At 65.3% G+C, this 16518-nt stretch carries 16 protein-coding genes; 7 read left to right on the plus strand and 9 right to left on the minus strand.

Going from position 1 to position 16518, the window contains the following annotated elements; all coding sequences use genetic code 11:
• Positions 1-65 precede the first annotated feature (65 nt).
• On the minus strand, positions 66-608 hold the full coding sequence (locus tag AC1DOQ_RS16455) for a class I SAM-dependent methyltransferase (RefSeq protein ID WP_477366332.1): 543 nt from the start codon (positions 606-608) through the stop codon (positions 66-68).
• Between the two features lie 3 nt (positions 609-611).
• A complete protein-coding gene (locus tag AC1DOQ_RS16460) occupies positions 612-1553 on the minus strand; it encodes a CysB family HTH-type transcriptional regulator (protein WP_477366335.1) in 942 nt (313 codons plus the stop codon).
• A 181-nt stretch (positions 1554-1734) separates the two neighbouring features.
• On the opposite strand from AC1DOQ_RS16460, the gene AC1DOQ_RS16465 reads away from it, so the two are divergent.
• From AC1DOQ_RS16465 to cobA, 6 genes are read left to right on the plus strand one after another with little or no spacing between them, the layout of a single operon-like run.
• Positions 1735-3426, plus strand: a complete 1692-nt coding sequence (locus AC1DOQ_RS16465) for a nitrite/sulfite reductase (protein ID WP_477366338.1) — start codon at positions 1735-1737, stop codon at positions 3424-3426.
• Positions 3419-3982, plus strand: a complete 564-nt coding sequence (locus tag AC1DOQ_RS16470; RefSeq protein WP_477366341.1) for a DUF934 domain-containing protein — start codon at positions 3419-3421, stop codon at positions 3980-3982. The genes AC1DOQ_RS16465 and AC1DOQ_RS16470 overlap by 8 nt, the downstream gene beginning before the upstream one ends.
• On the plus strand, positions 3979-4719 hold the full coding sequence (locus AC1DOQ_RS16475) for a phosphoadenylyl-sulfate reductase (protein WP_477366661.1): 741 nt from the start codon (positions 3979-3981) through the stop codon (positions 4717-4719). Before AC1DOQ_RS16470 ends, AC1DOQ_RS16475 begins: the two co-directional genes overlap by 4 nt.
• 42 nt (positions 4720-4761) lie before the next feature.
• The gene (gene cysD, locus AC1DOQ_RS16480; protein ID WP_477366344.1) at positions 4762-5715 is read left to right on the plus strand and encodes a sulfate adenylyltransferase subunit CysD; all 954 of its coding nucleotides are present in this window, start codon (positions 4762-4764) and stop codon (positions 5713-5715) included.
• Positions 5715-7064: a sulfate adenylyltransferase subunit 1 gene (locus AC1DOQ_RS16485; protein WP_477366347.1), complete on the plus strand. Its 1350-nt coding sequence runs from the start codon at positions 5715-5717 to the stop codon at positions 7062-7064. The genes cysD and AC1DOQ_RS16485 overlap by 1 nt, the downstream gene beginning before the upstream one ends.
• A gap of 56 nt (positions 7065-7120) precedes the next feature.
• Positions 7121-7843: a uroporphyrinogen-III C-methyltransferase gene (gene cobA, locus AC1DOQ_RS16490; RefSeq protein ID WP_477366350.1), complete on the plus strand. Its 723-nt coding sequence runs from the start codon at positions 7121-7123 to the stop codon at positions 7841-7843.
• Positions 7844-8067: 224 nt separating this feature from the next.
• On the opposite strand, the gene AC1DOQ_RS16495 is transcribed toward cobA, so the two are convergent.
• The 4 genes from AC1DOQ_RS16495 to lptF all read right to left on the minus strand — a co-directional run bounded on the left by AC1DOQ_RS16495 (position 8068) and on the right by lptF (position 13629).
• The gene (locus tag AC1DOQ_RS16495) at positions 8068-10725 is read right to left on the minus strand and encodes a DUF4214 domain-containing protein (protein WP_477366353.1); all 2658 of its coding nucleotides are present in this window, start codon (positions 10723-10725) and stop codon (positions 8068-8070) included.
• A 180-nt stretch (positions 10726-10905) separates the two neighbouring features.
• Complete coding sequence (locus AC1DOQ_RS16500; RefSeq protein WP_477366356.1) at positions 10906-11289, minus strand: sirohydrochlorin chelatase; 384 nt, start codon at positions 11287-11289, stop codon at positions 10906-10908.
• A 10-nt stretch (positions 11290-11299) separates the two neighbouring features.
• Positions 11300-12484: an LPS export ABC transporter permease LptG gene (gene lptG / locus AC1DOQ_RS16505; protein WP_477366359.1), complete on the minus strand. Its 1185-nt coding sequence runs from the start codon at positions 12482-12484 to the stop codon at positions 11300-11302.
• Entirely contained in the window at positions 12481-13629 is a 1149-nt protein-coding gene (gene lptF / locus AC1DOQ_RS16510) for an LPS export ABC transporter permease LptF (RefSeq protein WP_477366362.1), read from the minus strand. Before lptF ends, lptG begins: the two co-directional genes overlap by 4 nt.
• An 86-nt stretch (positions 13630-13715) precedes the next feature.
• On the opposite strand from lptF, the gene AC1DOQ_RS16515 reads away from it, so the two are divergent.
• Positions 13716-15212: a leucyl aminopeptidase gene (locus AC1DOQ_RS16515; protein WP_477366365.1), complete on the plus strand. Its 1497-nt coding sequence runs from the start codon at positions 13716-13718 to the stop codon at positions 15210-15212.
• A 132-nt stretch (positions 15213-15344) separates the two neighbouring features.
• Here AC1DOQ_RS16515 and AC1DOQ_RS16520 read toward each other — a convergent pair whose 3' ends face one another.
• From AC1DOQ_RS16520 to AC1DOQ_RS16530, 3 genes are read right to left on the minus strand one after another with little or no spacing between them, the layout of a single operon-like run.
• Complete coding sequence (locus AC1DOQ_RS16520; RefSeq protein ID WP_477366368.1) at positions 15345-15785, minus strand: hypothetical protein; 441 nt, start codon at positions 15783-15785, stop codon at positions 15345-15347.
• Positions 15782-15973: a DUF1653 domain-containing protein gene (locus tag AC1DOQ_RS16525; RefSeq protein ID WP_477366371.1), complete on the minus strand. Its 192-nt coding sequence runs from the start codon at positions 15971-15973 to the stop codon at positions 15782-15784. The genes AC1DOQ_RS16520 and AC1DOQ_RS16525 overlap by 4 nt, the downstream gene beginning before the upstream one ends.
• Positions 15973-16350: a phiTE_015 family protein gene (locus AC1DOQ_RS16530; protein WP_477366374.1), complete on the minus strand. Its 378-nt coding sequence runs from the start codon at positions 16348-16350 to the stop codon at positions 15973-15975. Before AC1DOQ_RS16530 ends, AC1DOQ_RS16525 begins: the two co-directional genes overlap by 1 nt.
• Between the last annotated feature and the right edge of the window lie 168 nt (positions 16351-16518).

The raw sequence follows: 16518 nt of genomic DNA on the forward strand, positions 1-16518 counted from the left end.
CGATATCGGCATACAGTAATCCCGATTGCAAAAATCGGGATCACGATTGGCGGCGCGGGGCCTGCTTACTTCAGGCGGCCGGTCAGCACCCAGAAATATTCCCAGCGTGCGATCCTGAGTTCCTTCACAGCATTGCCCAAGCGCTTGCGCAGCGCGCTGTCGGTCGGATAGCTCTTGGGACGCTCGATCCGGCTGCCGTCTTCGGTGGCGACCACCTCGTAGGTATTGCCCTGGGCATCGGTGCGCGCCACCGGATTGCTGGTCCCTTCGACATAGACGTCGTCCAGCAGCACCAGCAGCGCATCCTTGGCCGCCGCCTTGCGCAGCCTGCCCAGGAAGGCATCCTGCTCCTCGCGCTTCAGGCGCGACCAGCAAAATTCGGCCACCACCGCGGTATAGCCGGCGGCGCCCTCGGGCAGGGCCGGCACCCGGCCATCCTCGCCGCTCAGTTCCAGCACCGTGTGGCCGGCCGTCAGCTCGGCGACCTGGTCGCGCACGTCGGCCAGGTCGGCGTCGCGGTCCGACAGCTCGCTGGCGTCTTCGTCGTACTCTTCGTACGCTTCGTACTCTTCGTGATCTTCGTGATCGTCGTGTTCTTCGTGATTCATGATTTACAGCTCGTAATTATCGGGGGTCCCGCGCATTGCCGACTCGACCATCTTGCGGTTGAGCGTCGGCGCGAGCAGCTCGATGAAGGTATAGATATAGCTGCGCAGATAGGCGCCCTGCTTCACCGCCACCCGCGAGACGTTCATCCCGAACAGCTGGCCGACCGGGATCGCGCGCAGGTTGCGGTCGCGCTCGGCATCGAAGGCCATGCCGGCGATGATGCCCACGCCCATGCCCAGTTCCACATAGGTCTTGATGACGTCGGCGTCGATCGCTTCCAGCAGCACGTCCGGTTTCAGGTTGCGCAGTTCGAAGGCATGATCGATCTTGCTGCGGCCGGCGAAGGCGGCATCGTAGGTGATCAGCGGATAGCTGGCAATCTCTTCCAGCGAAATCGCCTTCGAGCGCGTCAGCGCGTGTTCGTGCGGCACCACCAGCACGTGTTCCCACTGGTAGCACGGCAAGGTGATCAGGCCGTCGATGGCGGCGATCGACTCGGTGGCGATGGCCAGGTCGGCCTGGTCGTTCTTGACCATGTCGGCGATCTGGCGCGGATTGCCCTGCAGCAGGGACAGCCGCACTTTCGGGAACTTCAGCATGAAGGCCTGCACCACCTTCGGCAGCATGTAGCGCGCCTGGGTGTGGGTGGTCGCAATGGTGAAGCTGCCGCTGTCCTGGGCCGCGTATTCCTTGCCGATCCGCTTGAGGCTGTCGATCTCCTGCATGATCAGCTCGACGGACTCCAGCACCAGCCGGCCCGGTTCGGTCAGGCCGCGGATGCGCTTGCCGTGGCGGGTGAAGATGTCGACCCCGAGCTCTTCTTCGAGTTCGATGATGGCCTTGGACACCCCGGGCTGGGACGTGAACAGCGCCTTGGCGGCGTCGGTCAGGTTGAAGTTTTGGCGGACCGCTTCGCGGACGAAGCGTAATTGGTGTAGGTTCATTGCCCTTTTTGTATTGATAAAAGCCGTAGACGCATTTTACAAGGATGCTTATGCCGCTGGCGCATATAAGCAAATAAATTCTCAGTAGTTTGGAATAAGACGCCATTTTATTAAGATTCCACATAGTCTACCGAGCCTGCACGCCCGCCCGGCGTGAATGGCCCAAACCAGGATCCATGCCATGTACCGTTACGACCAATACGACCACCTCATCGTACGCGAGCGCATCGCCCAATACCGCGACCAGGTAAGGCGCCGCCTCAGCGATGAGCTGACCGAAGAAGAATTCCTGCCGCTGCGCCTGCAGAACGGCCTGTACATGCAGCGCCATGCCTACATGTTGCGCATTGCCGTGCCCTACGGCCTGCTGTCCACCAAGCAACTGCGCATGTTCGCCCACATCGCCCGCAAGTACGACCGCGGCTACGGTCACTTCACGACGCGCCAGAACATCCAGTTCAACTGGATCGAGCTGGAGCAGACCCCGGACATCCTGACCGACCTGGCCTCAGTGGAAATGCATGCGATCCAGACTTCGGGCAATTGCATCCGCAACACGACCACCGACCAGTTCGCCGGCGTGGCTGCGGACGAGATCGTCGATCCGCGCCCCTTCGCCGAGATCATCCGCCAGTGGAGCACCTTCCACCCCGAGTTCGTCGCCCTGCCCCGCAAGTTCAAGATCGCCATCAACGGCGCCGTCGCCGACCGCGCCGCGATCGCCGTGCACGACATCGGCCTGACCGCGGTGCGCAATGCCGCCGGCGAAGTCGGCTTCAAGTTCATGGTTGGTGGCGGCCTCGGCCGTACGCCCATCATCGGCAGCACGATCAACGAATTCGTGCCCTGGCAGGACCTGCTGACCTATACGCAGGCGGTCATGCGCGTGTACAACCAGTTCGGCCGCCGCGACAACAAGTACAAGGCCCGCATCAAGATCCTGGTGAAAGCCGTCGGCGCCGAGGAATTCGCGCGCATGGTCGAGCAGGAATTTGCCGACCTCAAGGGTGGCCCGGAAACCCTGACCCGCGAGGAACTGGACCGCGTTGCCGCCTACTTCAACCCGCCGCCGTACGCCGCGCTGGACAACATCGACCCGCGCGCCGGCCATGAATCGAACCGCGCTTTCCAGAACTGGCTGCAGCGCAACGTCAAGCCGCACAAGATGGCGGGCTATGCCTCGGTCGTGCTGTCGCTGAAGAAGACCGGCGTGCCGCCGGGCGACGCCACCGCCGAGCAGATGGAATTCGTCGCCGACCTGGCCGACCGCTACAGCTTCGGCGAACTGCGCGTCACCCACGAACAGAACCTGGTGCTGGCCGACGTCGAGCAAGCCAGGCTGTACGAGATCTGGGAACAGGCCAAGGCCAAGGGCCTGGCGACGCCGAACATCGGCCTGCTGACCGACATCATCTCCTGCCCGGGCGGCGACTACTGCTCGCTGGCGAACGCGAAGTCGATCCCGATCGCGGCCGCCATCGCCCAGCGCTTCGACGACATCGACTACCAGCACGACATCGGCGACATCGAACTGAACATCTCGGGCTGCATCAACGCCTGCGGCCACCACCACGTCGGCCACATCGGCGTCCTCGGTGTGGACAAGGACGGTTCCGAGTGGTACCAGGTGTCGATCGGCGGCGCCCAGGGCAATCAAGCGGCGCTCGGCAAGATCATCGGGCCCTCGTTCTCGGCGGCGCAGATGCCGGAAGTGGTGCAGCGCCTGCTCGACGTCTATGTGCGCGAGCGCGTCGAGGGCGAGCGCTTCGTCGACGTCGCCCAGCGCCTCGGTATCGCCCCGTTCAAGGAACATGTCTATGCCACGCCGATCCCGGCCGGCGAACTGGCTGTCGGAGAAGATGAATATGCCTAAGCTGCAGCACCACGAACAGATCATCAAGGGCCGCGAAGTCGTCGCCGACGACTGGACCGTCCTGCGCCTCGACGAGGGCGAAACGCCCGAGAGCGTCGAGGTCCCGGACGGCAAGATCATCGTCCCGCTGGCGGTCTGGGAGGTCCAGCGCGCGACCCTGGCCGCGCGTCCGCAGCTCGGCCTGTGGTTCGCCTCCGACGAGCAGGCCCAGAGCGTCAAGGACGAGCTCGGCAAGTTCGCCGTGATCGCCGTCGACTTCCCGAAGTTCAGCGACGGCCGCGGCTATTCGATCGCCTTCAACCTGCGCAAGCGCCTGGGCTATACCGGCGAGCTGCGCGCGATCGGCGACGTGCTGCGCGACCAGCTGTTCCAGATGTATCGCTGCGGCTTCGACGCCTATGCGACGCGCCAGGACCGCTCGATCCACGATGCGCTCAAAGGCCTGACCGTGTTCTCCGAAACCTACCAGGCATCGGTCGACCAGCCGCTGCCGCTGTTCCGCCGCCACCAGCGCGATGTGCCGCCCGAGCACAGCGACGTCGGCGCCGGCATCTGAAGCACCAACAGGAAGACACCATGAGCGACCTGCACGCGCGCGTCACCGAAACCCGCGCCATCCTGGAACGCATCGCACGCGATTTTTCGCCGGCCGTGTTCGCCTCCAGCCTGGCGGCCGAGGACATGGTCTTGACCGACCTGATCCTGAAAGCAGCCCTTCCGATCGGCATTTTTTCGCTGGAAACCGGCCGCCTGCACAAGGAAACCCTGGACGTGCTGGACAAGGTCAAGACCCATTACGGCGTCGAGATCGCCCTGTTCCGGCCCCAGCCGGAAGCGGTCGAGCAGTATGTGGCGCAGAACGGCCTGAACGCCTTCTACGACAGCGTCGAGATGCGCAAGGAATGCTGCCGCGTGCGCAAGGTCGAGCCGCTGGGACGCGCCCTGAACGGAAAAAAAGCCTGGATCACCGGCCAGCGCCGCGCCCAGTCGACCACCCGCGCCGAGCTGGCCGTGCAGGAAGACGACGCTGCCCACGGCATGGCCAAGTTCAACCCGCTGGCCGACTGGTCCGAGCAGGACGTGTGGGACTACATCCGCACCAACGAGGTGCCCTACAACAGCCTGCACGACCGCGGCTACCCGTCGATCGGCTGCGAACCCTGCACCCGCGCGATCCAGCCGGGCGAAGATATCCGCGCCGGCCGCTGGTGGTGGGAAAACCCGGAATCGAAGGAATGCGGACTGCACCTGGTCGACGGCAAACTCATCCGAATCAAATCCGTGGCCGCCTGAGCCGCCGCGGACGAACACAAGACATTCACAGGCAAGGCCATCATGACGACTTTTATTGACATCCCAGGGGCGCTGAGCCCTGGAGCGCTCGGCGACGTGAATTCCCGCCACCTGGACGCCCTCGAATCGGAAGCGATCCACATCCTGCGCGAGGTCGCGGCCGAGTGCTCGAACCCGGCCCTGCTGTTCTCGGGCGGCAAGGATTCCGTGGTGCTGCTGCGCCTGGCCGAAAAAGCCTTCCGTCCGGGTAAATTCCCCTTCCCGCTGGTCCACATCGACACCGGCCACAACTTCGACGAAGTGATCGCCTTCCGCGACGCCCGCGTTGCCGAACTGGGCGAGCGCCTGATCGTCGGCTCGGTCGAGGACTCGATCAAGAAGGGCACCGTGCGGCTGCGCAATCCGCAAACCGATTCGCGCAACGCCGCCCAGGCGGTCACGCTGCTGGAAACCATCGCCGAATACGGCTTCGACGCCTGCATCGGCGGCGCCCGCCGCGACGAGGAAAAGGCCCGCGCCAAGGAGCGCATCTTCTCCTTCCGCGACGAATTCGGCCAGTGGGACCCGAAGGCCCAGCGCCCCGAGCTGTGGGACCTGTATAACACCCGCGTCCACCCGGGCGAGAACATGCGCGTGTTCCCGATCTCGAACTGGACCGAGCTCGACGTCTGGCAATACATCGCCCGCGAAAAGCTGGCCCTGCCGCCGATCTATTACGCCCACGAGCGCCAGGTGATCCCGCGCAACGGCCTGCTGGTGCCGCTGACCCCGCTGACCCCGGCCCGCGAAGGCGAGCAGGTCGAGACCCAGACCGTGCGCTTCCGCACCGTCGGCGACATCTCCTGCACCTGCCCGGTGGCCTCGACCGCGGCCACCCCGGCCGACATCATCGCCGAAACCGCGATCACCCAGATCACCGAGCGCGGCGCTACCCGCATGGACGACCAGACCTCGGAAGCGTCGATGGAAAAGCGGAAAAAACAAGGATACTTCTGATGAACGCCCRTATTGTTGCACCTGCAAACGAAGAACTGAACCACGCCGCCGACCTGTCCGGCCAGGCCAGCCTGCTGCGCTTCATCACCGCCGGCTCCGTCGACGACGGCAAGAGCACCCTGATCGGCCGCCTGCTTTACGACAGCAAGGGCATCTTCGCCGACCAGCTGGCGGCCGTCTCGCGCTCGAAACACAAGCGCACCGTCGGCGACACCATCGACCTGTCGCTGCTGACCGATGGCCTGGAAGCCGAGCGCGAACAGGGCATCACGATCGACGTCGCCTACCGCTACTTCGCCACGCCGAAGCGCAAGTTCATCATCGCCGACACGCCCGGCCACGAGCAGTACACCCGCAACATGGTGACCGGCGCCTCGACCGCGGATGCCGTGATCATCCTGGTCGACGTCTCGAAGGTAAAACTAGGCGACGACGGTTCGGTGGAACTCCTGACGCAAACGAAACGCCACTCGACCATCGCCAAGCTGCTGCAGATCGAGCACGTGATCGTGGCCGTCAACAAGATGGACCTGGTGAACTACGACCGCACGGTCTACGACCGCATCGTCGGCGCCTACACCGAATTCGCCAACAGCCTGGGCCTGCAGGACATCACCGCGATCCCGCTGTCGGCGCTGGCCGGCGACAACGTGGTCGAGAAGACCGACAACATGCCGTGGTACGAAGGCCCGACCCTGATCGAGCTGCTGGAGTCGATCAGCGTCTACGACGAAGCCCACGACGCCCCCTTCCGCTTTCCGGTGCAGCTGGTGGCGCGCCACAACGGCCACGAAGCCAACGACTTCCGCGGCTACATGGGCCGCATCGAGTCGGGCAAGGTGTCGGTGGGCGACAAGCTGGTGGTGCAGCCGTCCGGCGTCGAAGCCACGGTCAAGGAGATCCAGACCTTCGACGGCAGCCTGCAGACCGCGGTGGCCGGCCAGTCGATCACCCTGCTGCTGAACGAATACGTGGACGTCTCGCGCGGCGACGTGCTGGCCGGGGCCGCACAGCCGGCCACCCTGCTCAAGCAGGTGAAGGCCGACGTCTGCTGGATGGCCGACGAACCGCTGGACGTGCGCCGCAAGTACTGGATCAAGCACGGCACCCGCCAGACCATGGCCAAGGTGAAGGCGATCGAAAGCGTCCTCGACGTCAATACCCAGCAGCGCAAAGCCGTCGAGAATCCAGGCGAAGGCCTGAAGCTGAACGACATCGCCCGCATCGAGCTGGCCGTGCAGCAGCCGCTGGCGGCGGATGCCTACGAGGATATTCGTGCGACCGGGGCTTTCATTCTGATTGATGAAGTGACCCATCAGACGGTGGCTGCGGGTATGATCCGCCTCTAACCCGTCATTCCCGCGCAGGCGGGAATCCAAGTTGGACGCGTTTCTTAAAGGAAGATATGTCTGCGCTGGGCAAAGTCTATTTAATCGGCGCCGGTCCCGGCGCAGCCGACCTCATCACCGTGCGCGGCGCCCGCCTGCTGGCCCAGGCCGACGTGGTGCTGTACGACGCCCTCGTCACGCCCGAGATGCTGGAACTGTGCGCCCAGGCCGAGAAGATCTCGGTCGGCAAGCGTTCCGGCCAGCGCTCCACCGCCCAGGTCCATATCAACGAACAGCTGGTCGAATGCGCCCGCCGCTACCGGATGGTGGTGCGCCTGAAAGGTGGCGATCCGATGCTGTTCGGGCGCGCCGACGAGGAGTTGCGCGCCCTCGAGGAAGCCGGCATCGACGTCGAGGTCGTCCCCGGCATCACCACGGCGGTCGCGGCGGCGGCAGCCACGCGGCAGCCGCTCACCAAGCGCGGGGTGGCGCGCAGCGTCGCCTTCTTCACATCCAGCACCGCACCCGACCAGCCGGAACATGCCGCCCTTCCCGAGACCGACACCATGGTGCAGTACATGGGCGGACGCGAAGCCGCCGCCACCGCCGAGCGCCTGCTCGGCCAGGGGCGCCGCCCCGACCTGCCGGTGGTCGTGATCGAAAACTGCAGCCGCCCCGACCAGCGCATCCTGCGCCTCACCCTGTCCGGCCTGGCCCACGGCCTGGACATGGCCCACGGCCCGGTGCTGGTGATGATCGGCGAAGCCCTGCAACGCCGCCCCCACCAAGCCCGGGATTGAAAACCTTCAGGGCAAGTACGGCGAGCCGAATGCAACGCCGCCATACCAGAGGAGACTAAAAACTCCCAGGGCAAGGCGCATTTGGCGAAGACAGTACGCTAGTACGGCGAGCCAAATGCAACGCCGCCATACCAGAGGAGACTAAAAACTCCCAGGGCAAGGCGCATTTGGCGAAGACAGTACGCTAGTACGGCGAGCCAAATGCAACGCCGCCATGGGAGTTTTTAGCCGTGCCAGGGGGTGTAGTCGATGCCGTTCTGGATAGCTCCGATCACCTGCACCTGGTTCTCCGCGCTCTCGCTAAAGTCGACCAGCACCTGGGCGCGCGATACGAGCTGGATCGAATGCAGCCAGAAATCGTAGCCGGCGGCGTCCGGCGTGCGGTGCAGCACGTTCGCATACAGCGCCTCCACGTACTGGGCATCGTTCGGATTGGCGCCGTACCTGTCGTGGAATTCGGCACTCTCGATGAAGCTGTTCGCCACCTGCATCAGGGTATGGCCGCCGTCCATCGAATCGATCCAGTAGCCCAGGCCACCCTTGTCCGGCGTGCGGTTGAAGGCGGCCTGGTAGAGGCGATAGGCCTCGCCGGCATTGCCGTTGATGTCCAGCGCCAGGGTCTTGTCGCTGAACTGCACGCGCTCCACATTGGCCAGCGTGGTCGTGCTGCCGTTCACATAGTCGAGTACCGTGACATTCGTGCCGTCGGTCGACAGCTTGTAGTTGGCGCTCGTGTTGGCGAAGACCGCCGTGTCGACGCCTTCCTTGCCGTCCAGCAGACCGCCGCCGGCGCCTGCCGCCAGCATGTTGTTGCCGGCCGTGCCAATCAGCTTCGCTGCCGCCGGCAGGCCCGGCGTGGCCGCCACCGGCGTGCTCGGGGTACTCGCGACCGGCACGCTGGGAACGGTCACGACCGGGGCAGGTGCCGGCGGCGTGGTCACCACCGGCGGCGCCGGCGTGGTGACGGTCGATGCCGGGTTGCCGGCGGTGTCGCCGGCATGCGAGGCCTGGCTGCTGTCCTGCACCGGCGCGGCCGCCGTTCCCGGGTAGACCCGCGCTTCGACCGACACACCGCCCGCCTGGCTGTCGACCCAGGCCGCGGCAAAGCCGCCGTTGGCCAGGGCCACCAGGTCGGGACTGGTCTGGTCGCCGGCGCGCATCTGGTTGATCCCGAATTCCTGGGTGTCGACTGCGCTGCCGTCGGCGCCGAAGCGGCGGCCGAAGATGCCGCTGCCGTCGTAGTCGCCGCTCTGCGACTGCCAGGCGACCACGAAGCCGCCGTCGGACAATGCGGTCACCGCGGCGTCGTAGCGGCCGCCGCCGGACAACATGTTCGCCTGCGTCGCCGCGCCCAGCGCCTGGCCGGTACTGTCGTACACCTTGAAGAAGATGTCGCTCATCGTGTAGCCGAGCGGCTCGTTGACATAGCTGTCCCAGGCAACCACGAAGTTGCCGTTTGCGAGCGTGGTCACGTGCGGCAGCGGGGCCGCGGTCGCCAGGCTGGCCGCATAGCCGTCGCCGTTGACGACGATGGCCTGGTTCGAGGTGCTGGTGGCGGCGTACACATTGCCGTCGTTGATCTCGCCCCAGGACACCACATAGCCGCCCTGCTTCAGCGCCGACAGGCTCGGGCTGAAGGCCGAGGACAGCGCGCCATAGTCTTTCTGCGCGCCGGCCAGGGAACCATCGGCGGCGGCCTGCTGCACGTGGACCGCACCGCCGCTGCGCCAGCCGACCGCGAAGGAACCGTCGGCCAGGGTGGTCAGCGCCGGCATGGCGGCGTCGCCGCTGGCGCCGCCGTCCAGCACGTGTTCGGCGCCGGCGCTGCCGTTGGCCTCGACCACGCGGTAGGCGATATGGGTCGCGCTGCCGTCGTTCACGGAATAGGCGACCGCGAAGCGGCCGTTGGCGAGCGCCGTCACCGCCGGCTCGCCTTCGAGTCTGGCGTCGCCGTTCGGCGTCAGCGCGAAGGCCGCACCGGTGGGGGCGCCGCTGGCGTCGCGCATCTGTGCCCACAGGCCGGCACCGGCGCCGCCCGCGACGCTATCACCGCCCTGCCAGACGGCGACGAAACCGCCGCCCGACAGCTTCGCCAGCGCCGGATTGGCGGCCCAGGCATTGCTGGCGGCACCGAGTTTCAGGTCGTTGCCGAAGCCCGCCAGGTCCTGCGCGGCGCCATCCTGCACGGTATAGCTCAGGATGCTGGCGACGCCCTCGCCCGCTTTCGGATTGCCGTTGGCGTCGAGCTGGTAGCGGTCGTAGTAGTGCACGGTCACCGTTGCCGACAGGCCGGTCGCCGGCAGCTGGCCGGCATCGGCGATCACCAGGCGCGCCGAGGTGTCGGTGGCCGGGTTGTAGGCGATCGAGAACAGGCCCGGGGTCGACTGGCTGTCGATCACCCAGCGCCCACCGGTCGGCGAACCGGTATCGATCGGGGACAGCTGGTCGACCACCGCGCCGGCCTGCATGGTCGAGAACATCGTGTCGTTCTCGCCGGTGAGGCCGGCGGGCGCATTGTCGACGATGACTGTGTTGTCGCTCGAGACCACGCTGCCGTCCGCCAGCTTGTAGTGGGCGCTGAAGGTGTTCGGCAACGTTGTGTTGGTGCTGCCGTCGAGGAAGCGCCACACGGTGYCGCTTGCCTGGACATAGCTGCCTTGGCCGTCGACCGGCAGCGTGTACGGATTCCAGGTCTTGCCGTTGTCGTAGCTGTACTGGAGCTGGCCGCGCGACAGCTGCTGCCCGGCGGCGCTGGCGATATCGAATGCAAGCGCCGTCACGGCGGAAGACGATGCGCCCGACGCCATCGTGGTGCCGGCATAGGTCCAGGTAGGGCTGCCCCAGGTGGGGCGGACGTAGATGATGGTCGAGGGGGAGGTCATGGGGATCAGAAGCGGAGCGATATCCGTCATGATTCCCTAGGGCAAATTTAAATTCAATGAGGAAATTGTTTTCCGTACGGGAATTTCGCCGAAAACCAACAAAAGATTATCCTTGAAACAACTCAGTTAGCGAAAAAGATTGCCTCCACTGCAATCAAGTTAACGAACAGGATAGATGGATCAGCCAGGCAGGGCGCCCGCGCAATAGGCCGCCATCGCGGCCAGCACGTCCGGGTCTTCGCCGACCGCGGGAACGGTCGAAAAGCTGACTTCGGGATGGGCGGCGCGCAGTTCCTCGACCAGGCGCGGCAGGTCGCGCAGCAGGTGGCCGCCCTGCCCCAGGAAGATCGGAACGATGGTGATCTCGCGCACGCCGCGCGTGACAAGCAGCGCCGCCTCTTCCGGCAGGCTGGGCGTCATCAGCTCGAGGAAGGCCAGCGAGACCGCGACGTCGGGCCGCTGCCTGGCGGTGAGCTCGCGCAGCCGCTGGAAGGGCACGGCCCAGGAGGCGGCGCGGGCGCCGTGGGCGAACAGGACTAGCGCACGTTCGGAATGCGGTTCCACGATGGTCTCCCTAACGCCGCTCGACCCAGCGCAGGGCGGCCAGCGCGAGCAGCAGGAACAGCAGGCTGGGCGCGACCGCCGTCATGAAGGCCGGCCAGGTCGACAGCATGCCGATGTGCGAGAACAGGTTGTCGATCAACATGAAGCTCACGCCGATCATGATGCCGACGAAGATCTTGAAGCTGACCCCGCCGCTGCGCACCTGCAGGTAGCCGAAGGGCAGCGCCAGCGCCATCATCACGAAGATCGACAGCGGGCCGATCAGCTTGCGCCAGAAGGCGATCTTGAAGCGCTCGGTTTCCTGGCGGTTCTCCGCCAGGTGGCGGGTATACACGGCCAGTTCGTTGGCCGACATGCGCTCCGGATCCGAACGCGACACCGACAGGATCTTCGGCGTGATCTCCGATTCCAGGTCGAGGGTCGGGATCTTGCGCGTGGAAACGGCGGCGGTGTCCTGGCCGAAGCTGTTCTGGATGGTCTGGCCGTTCGGCAGCGGCGCGCCCGGTGCGGGCAGCGTGCGGCTGTTGGTGAACTGGGTCTCGGTCACGTTCTGCAGGCGCCAGGTGTGGTTGCCGCCGAAGACGGCGCTGGCGGCCGTGATCAGCGCGCGCATCCGCATATTGTTGTCGAACTCGTAGAGGCGCACGTCCTGCAGCTGGCCGTCCGGGAGGATCTGGCGCGCGTTGAAGAAGCGCGAACCGGTCACCGGGCCCTTCGGCCCACCCTCGTGGATGGTGTCCTTGGTCCACATGCCGGAACGGAATTCGGCCGACACGGTCGCCCCCTTCGCCGACAGGCGCAGGCGCTCGGCCAGCGGCGCCGTGCGCGGCGTGACCAGCTCGCCGAAGATGAAGGTGACGACCACGAATACGGCGCCGATCTTGAACAGGATCCAGGCCGTCATCCGGGTCGACATCGAGGAGGCGCGCATGATCGTGAATTCCGAGGTCTGGGCGAACTGCGCCATCGTGTAGATGGTGCCCAGCAGGGCGGCGATCGGCATCACGCGGTACATATTACCGGGCACCAGCATCAGCACGTAGAGCAGCGCATGCTGGATCATGTAGCCGCCCTTGCCCACTGCCGGCAGTTCGCCGGTCAGGTCCATGAAGGCGGCCAGGGCCAGGAAGGCCACCAGCACGAAGGCCACGGCCTGCGCGATGTTGACGAAGAAGTAGCGCTCGAGGATCTTCATTTTGCGCCCTCCTTCGCGGCGCCGCTCTGCAGGAGGCGGCGGCGCTTCCAGGCGTTCGCCAGCAGCAGCGGATGCCAGCGGTGGTGGATGTTCAGGCGCCAGGCGAACAGCGCCAGCGCGGCCAGCAGCACCAGCGCATGCAGCGGCCACCAGCCCATGCCGAACGCGAGCTTGGCCTGCTTGACGGCCTGCTCGGCGGCCTTGGTCAGGTTCAGGTAGGTGAAGAAGATCAGCAGCGCCAGGATCAGGTTGGTCGAGGCGCCGGCGCGCGGGTTGACGAAGCCGAGCGGGATCGCCAGCAGCATCAGCACCAGGCACATGATCGGCGCGGTGATGCGGTACTGGAGTTCGGCATCGGCGTACTGGTTGCGCGGCATCGCGATCAGGGCCGGCGTCGACAGGCTCTCGACCTTGAACTCGCCCATCACCGGGGCCTGGCTCGAGACCCGCATCCGGTAGCGCTCGAATTCCATCGACTGGAAGTCCGGCTTGCCGGGCGTGCCCTGGTAGCGCCGGCCGTTCTTCAGCACCAGGTACTGGCCGCCCTTGCCGTCCGGTTCGATCTGGCCTTCCTTGGCGACCACGGTGGTGTTCACGCCCTGGTCGATGGTATTGACGAACACGTTCTGCACCACGGTCGAGGAACGCCCCGCGGAGCTTTCGACGAAGAACACGCGGTCGGCCGCCGCCGATTCACGGAACTGGCCGGGCGCGACGCGCTGCAGGTCTTCGCGCTTCTCGAAGCGCTCGGTGAACTCGTTGCTCTTGAGCTGGGCCCAGGGCATGGCGACCAGCGACAGCCCCGCCACCAGGATCGCGACCGGCAGGCCGAAGGTCAGCACCGGCGCGATCCAGCGCGTGAGCGACTGGCCGGAGGCGAACCAGACGACCATCTCGGAGTCGCGGTAGCTGCGCGTGATCACGACCAGCACCGAAATAAAGCTGGTGAGTATCAGGATAGTTGGCAGATAATTCAGCACCGCAAAAGCGATCAGCGCGAGCACGTCGCCCGATGCGACCTTGCCTCCCGCGGCCCGGCCGAGGATGGTGATCAGGGTCCAGGTGACGAGGATGGAAAACAGGACGGTGAAGGTTGCGCCGGCGACGCTGGCCAATTCACGCTGTAGGGCGCGTCGGAAAATCATTCGATAGTTATAATTGCAGGTTAGGCACTGACGCGCGCATCGCCGATTCGCATGCCGCGGCCTCGAATAGACAAACGGAGAACCAAATGGACTTTAGCATAAAAGCATTCGACACAAAAAACACGCTGACCGCCGCCAAATCCGGCTGCATCGCAGTCGCAGTGTTCGAAAACAAGAAACTGTCGGAGGCCGCCAAAGCCCTCGACCTGAACGGCGAGATCGCTGCCGCCGTCAAGTCGGGTGATATCTCCGGCAAGGCCGGCACCACCCTGCTGCTGCGCGGCGTTGCCGGCGTTGCCGCGGCCCGCGTGCTGCTGGTCGGCATGGGCGCGGACGAAGCCGTGAGCGAGAAGAGCTTCACCGGCGCCGTCAGCGCCGCCCTGAAGACCTTCGCCACGCTGGGCGCGCAGGATGCCATTATCGCATTCCCGCTGGAGAATGTGAAAGACCGCGACCTGGCATGGGCAATCCGCAGCATCGTGGTTGCCGCCAACGAGGCCGAATTCCGCACCGACGGGCAAAAGAGCAAGAAGGATCCGGCACTGACCGGCGTGCGCAAGCTGGCCATCGCCGCTCCGCAGGCGAACGCGCAGCTGAAGGCCGTGCTGGCCCAGGCCCAGGCGATCGCCAACGGCATGAACCTGACCAAGGAACTGGGCAACCTGTCGCCGAACGTCTGCACCCCGACCTACCTGGCCAACACCGCCAAGAAGCTGGGCGCCGACTATGGCTTCGACATCGAAGTCCTGGAGCGCAAGCAGCTCGAAGCCCTGAAGATGGGCAGCTTCCTGTCGGTCACCCGCGGCAGCGAAGAGCCGCCGAAATTCATCGTCCTCAAGCACAACGGCGGCAAGAAGAACGACGCGCCGGTGGTCCTGGTCGGCAAGGGCATCACCTTCGACACCGGCGGCATCTCGCTGAAGCCGGGGCCCGGCATGGACGAAATGAAGTACGACATGTGCGGCGCCGGCTCGGTGCTGGGCACCTTCCGCGCGATCGGCGAGATGGGCCTGAAGCTGAACGTGGTCGGCATCATTCCGACCTGCGAGAACATGCCGTCGGGCCGCGCCACCAAGCCGGGCGACATCGTCACCGCGATGAACGGCACCACCATCGAGATCCTGAATACCGATGCCGAAGGCCGCCTGATCCTGTGCGACGCCCTGACCTACGCCGAGCGCTTCAAGCCGGCCGCCGTGATCGACATCGCGACCCTGACCGGCGCCGTGATCGTCTCGCTGGGCCACCACACCACGGGCCTGTTCACCCGCGACGATGACCAGCACAACGCCCTGGCCGCCGAGCTGATGGACGCCGGCAAGCAGGCTGGCGACACCGCCTGGCGCCTGCCGATCGGCGAGCAGTACAACGAGCAGCTGAAGTCGAACTTCGCCGACCTGGCCAATATCGGCACCCCGGGCGGCGCCTCGATCACCGCGGCCTGCTTCCTGGAGAACTTCACCCGCAACTACACCTGGGCCCACCTGGACATCGCCGGCACCGCCTGGAAGTCGGGCGCGTCGAAAGGCGCCACCGGCCGTCCGGTGCCGCTGCTGACGACTTTCCTGTTGAACCGCGTGTAATTGCTACGCCGCCCCACGCGACGTCGCCCCCGCGCAGGCGGGGGCCCAGGTTCGTAGTGCCCTGGTTACGTTTGAAGCTGGCGGTATGCGTATAAACCTGGATCCCCGCCTGCGCGGGGACGACGCACTTTCTCAGAAAATGGGCGTACTCGAATCCCCCACCCCATGCTCCCCTTCGCCAGGCTTCGCCGGGCGCATGTACACCGTCAGGGTGGGAGCATAGGCGTAGTTGTTCTCGACATAGTCGCGCAGGCCCGCGCTGAAGAGGATGTTGCCGACCAGGCGGTTGGCCTTGTAGTGCGCGCCCCACCATTCGTCGGCGCTGCCGACACCGTCGCGCTTGCAATAGACGGCCAGTGGTTTGCTGCTGCGGGTGACCGTCACCCGTCCGGGCGCGACCACGAACCAGCGGCCGATGTCGTTCGCCAACAGGCAGCCGACGCCCGTCACTTCGCGATGATCGAGAATGGCGTGCACCTCCACCTGCTGCTCGGGGGAGTCGCCGTTGATGCCGCCGCTGCCCACGCAGCCCGCCAGGCAGGCGCCCAGCGCAAGCAATGGAAATTTCTTCATGCGCCGTCCGCGGCAAAGCGCGGCAGGCGCACGCCGTCGACCTCGACCGTTTCGAAAAAGACGTCCTTTGGCCGGACCCAGGTCCTGCCGTCTTCGCCACGGTAGACAATCACCGGCGTATGATCCGCCTCGAGCATGGCCTCGCAGACCAGCTCATAGACCCCGCCCTTGTAGTGGCGGTAGCGCATCAGGTCTGTTCTTCGACCTGGCGGCTCTGGTTCTGGTTCTGGCTCTTCTTCTTCAGGCCCTGGATGACCCGCACGATGCCTTCGACGCCGGCGCTCTCGTCGAGCGTACTGAAGGCATCCAGGACTTCGTTCAGCACGCGGTTGCGCACCGCGGCCTCGTCGGCCAGCATGACCGGGGCCTTGTCCTCGGCCGGCGCGAATTTCTGCACCTGCTGGGCCTGTTGCGCCTCGAGGGCCTTGCTGCCGTGCGTGAGCGCGGCCTGCCAGATCAACCAGCGGCGCTGGGTTTCATATACCAGGTACTCTTCCGGCTTGTCCTCACGGCGCCGGACAATGTGGCCATCGCGTTGGGCCCATGCTTCGAATGCTTGACGCATTGCTGTCCTTTACAAAAGCTGTGTGCAAATCCTGCTTGCGGATCCGCGATCGTTACACACCTGCCAGCGGCCGGAACGGTTCCGGACCGGGCAACCCTAACAAAGCAATGAATTGCCAGGAGATACTTGACTTCAAAGAAATATGCAAATACTACACTAAAATTGGCC

The organism is Massilia sp. 01N417 (assembly GCF_056399645.1).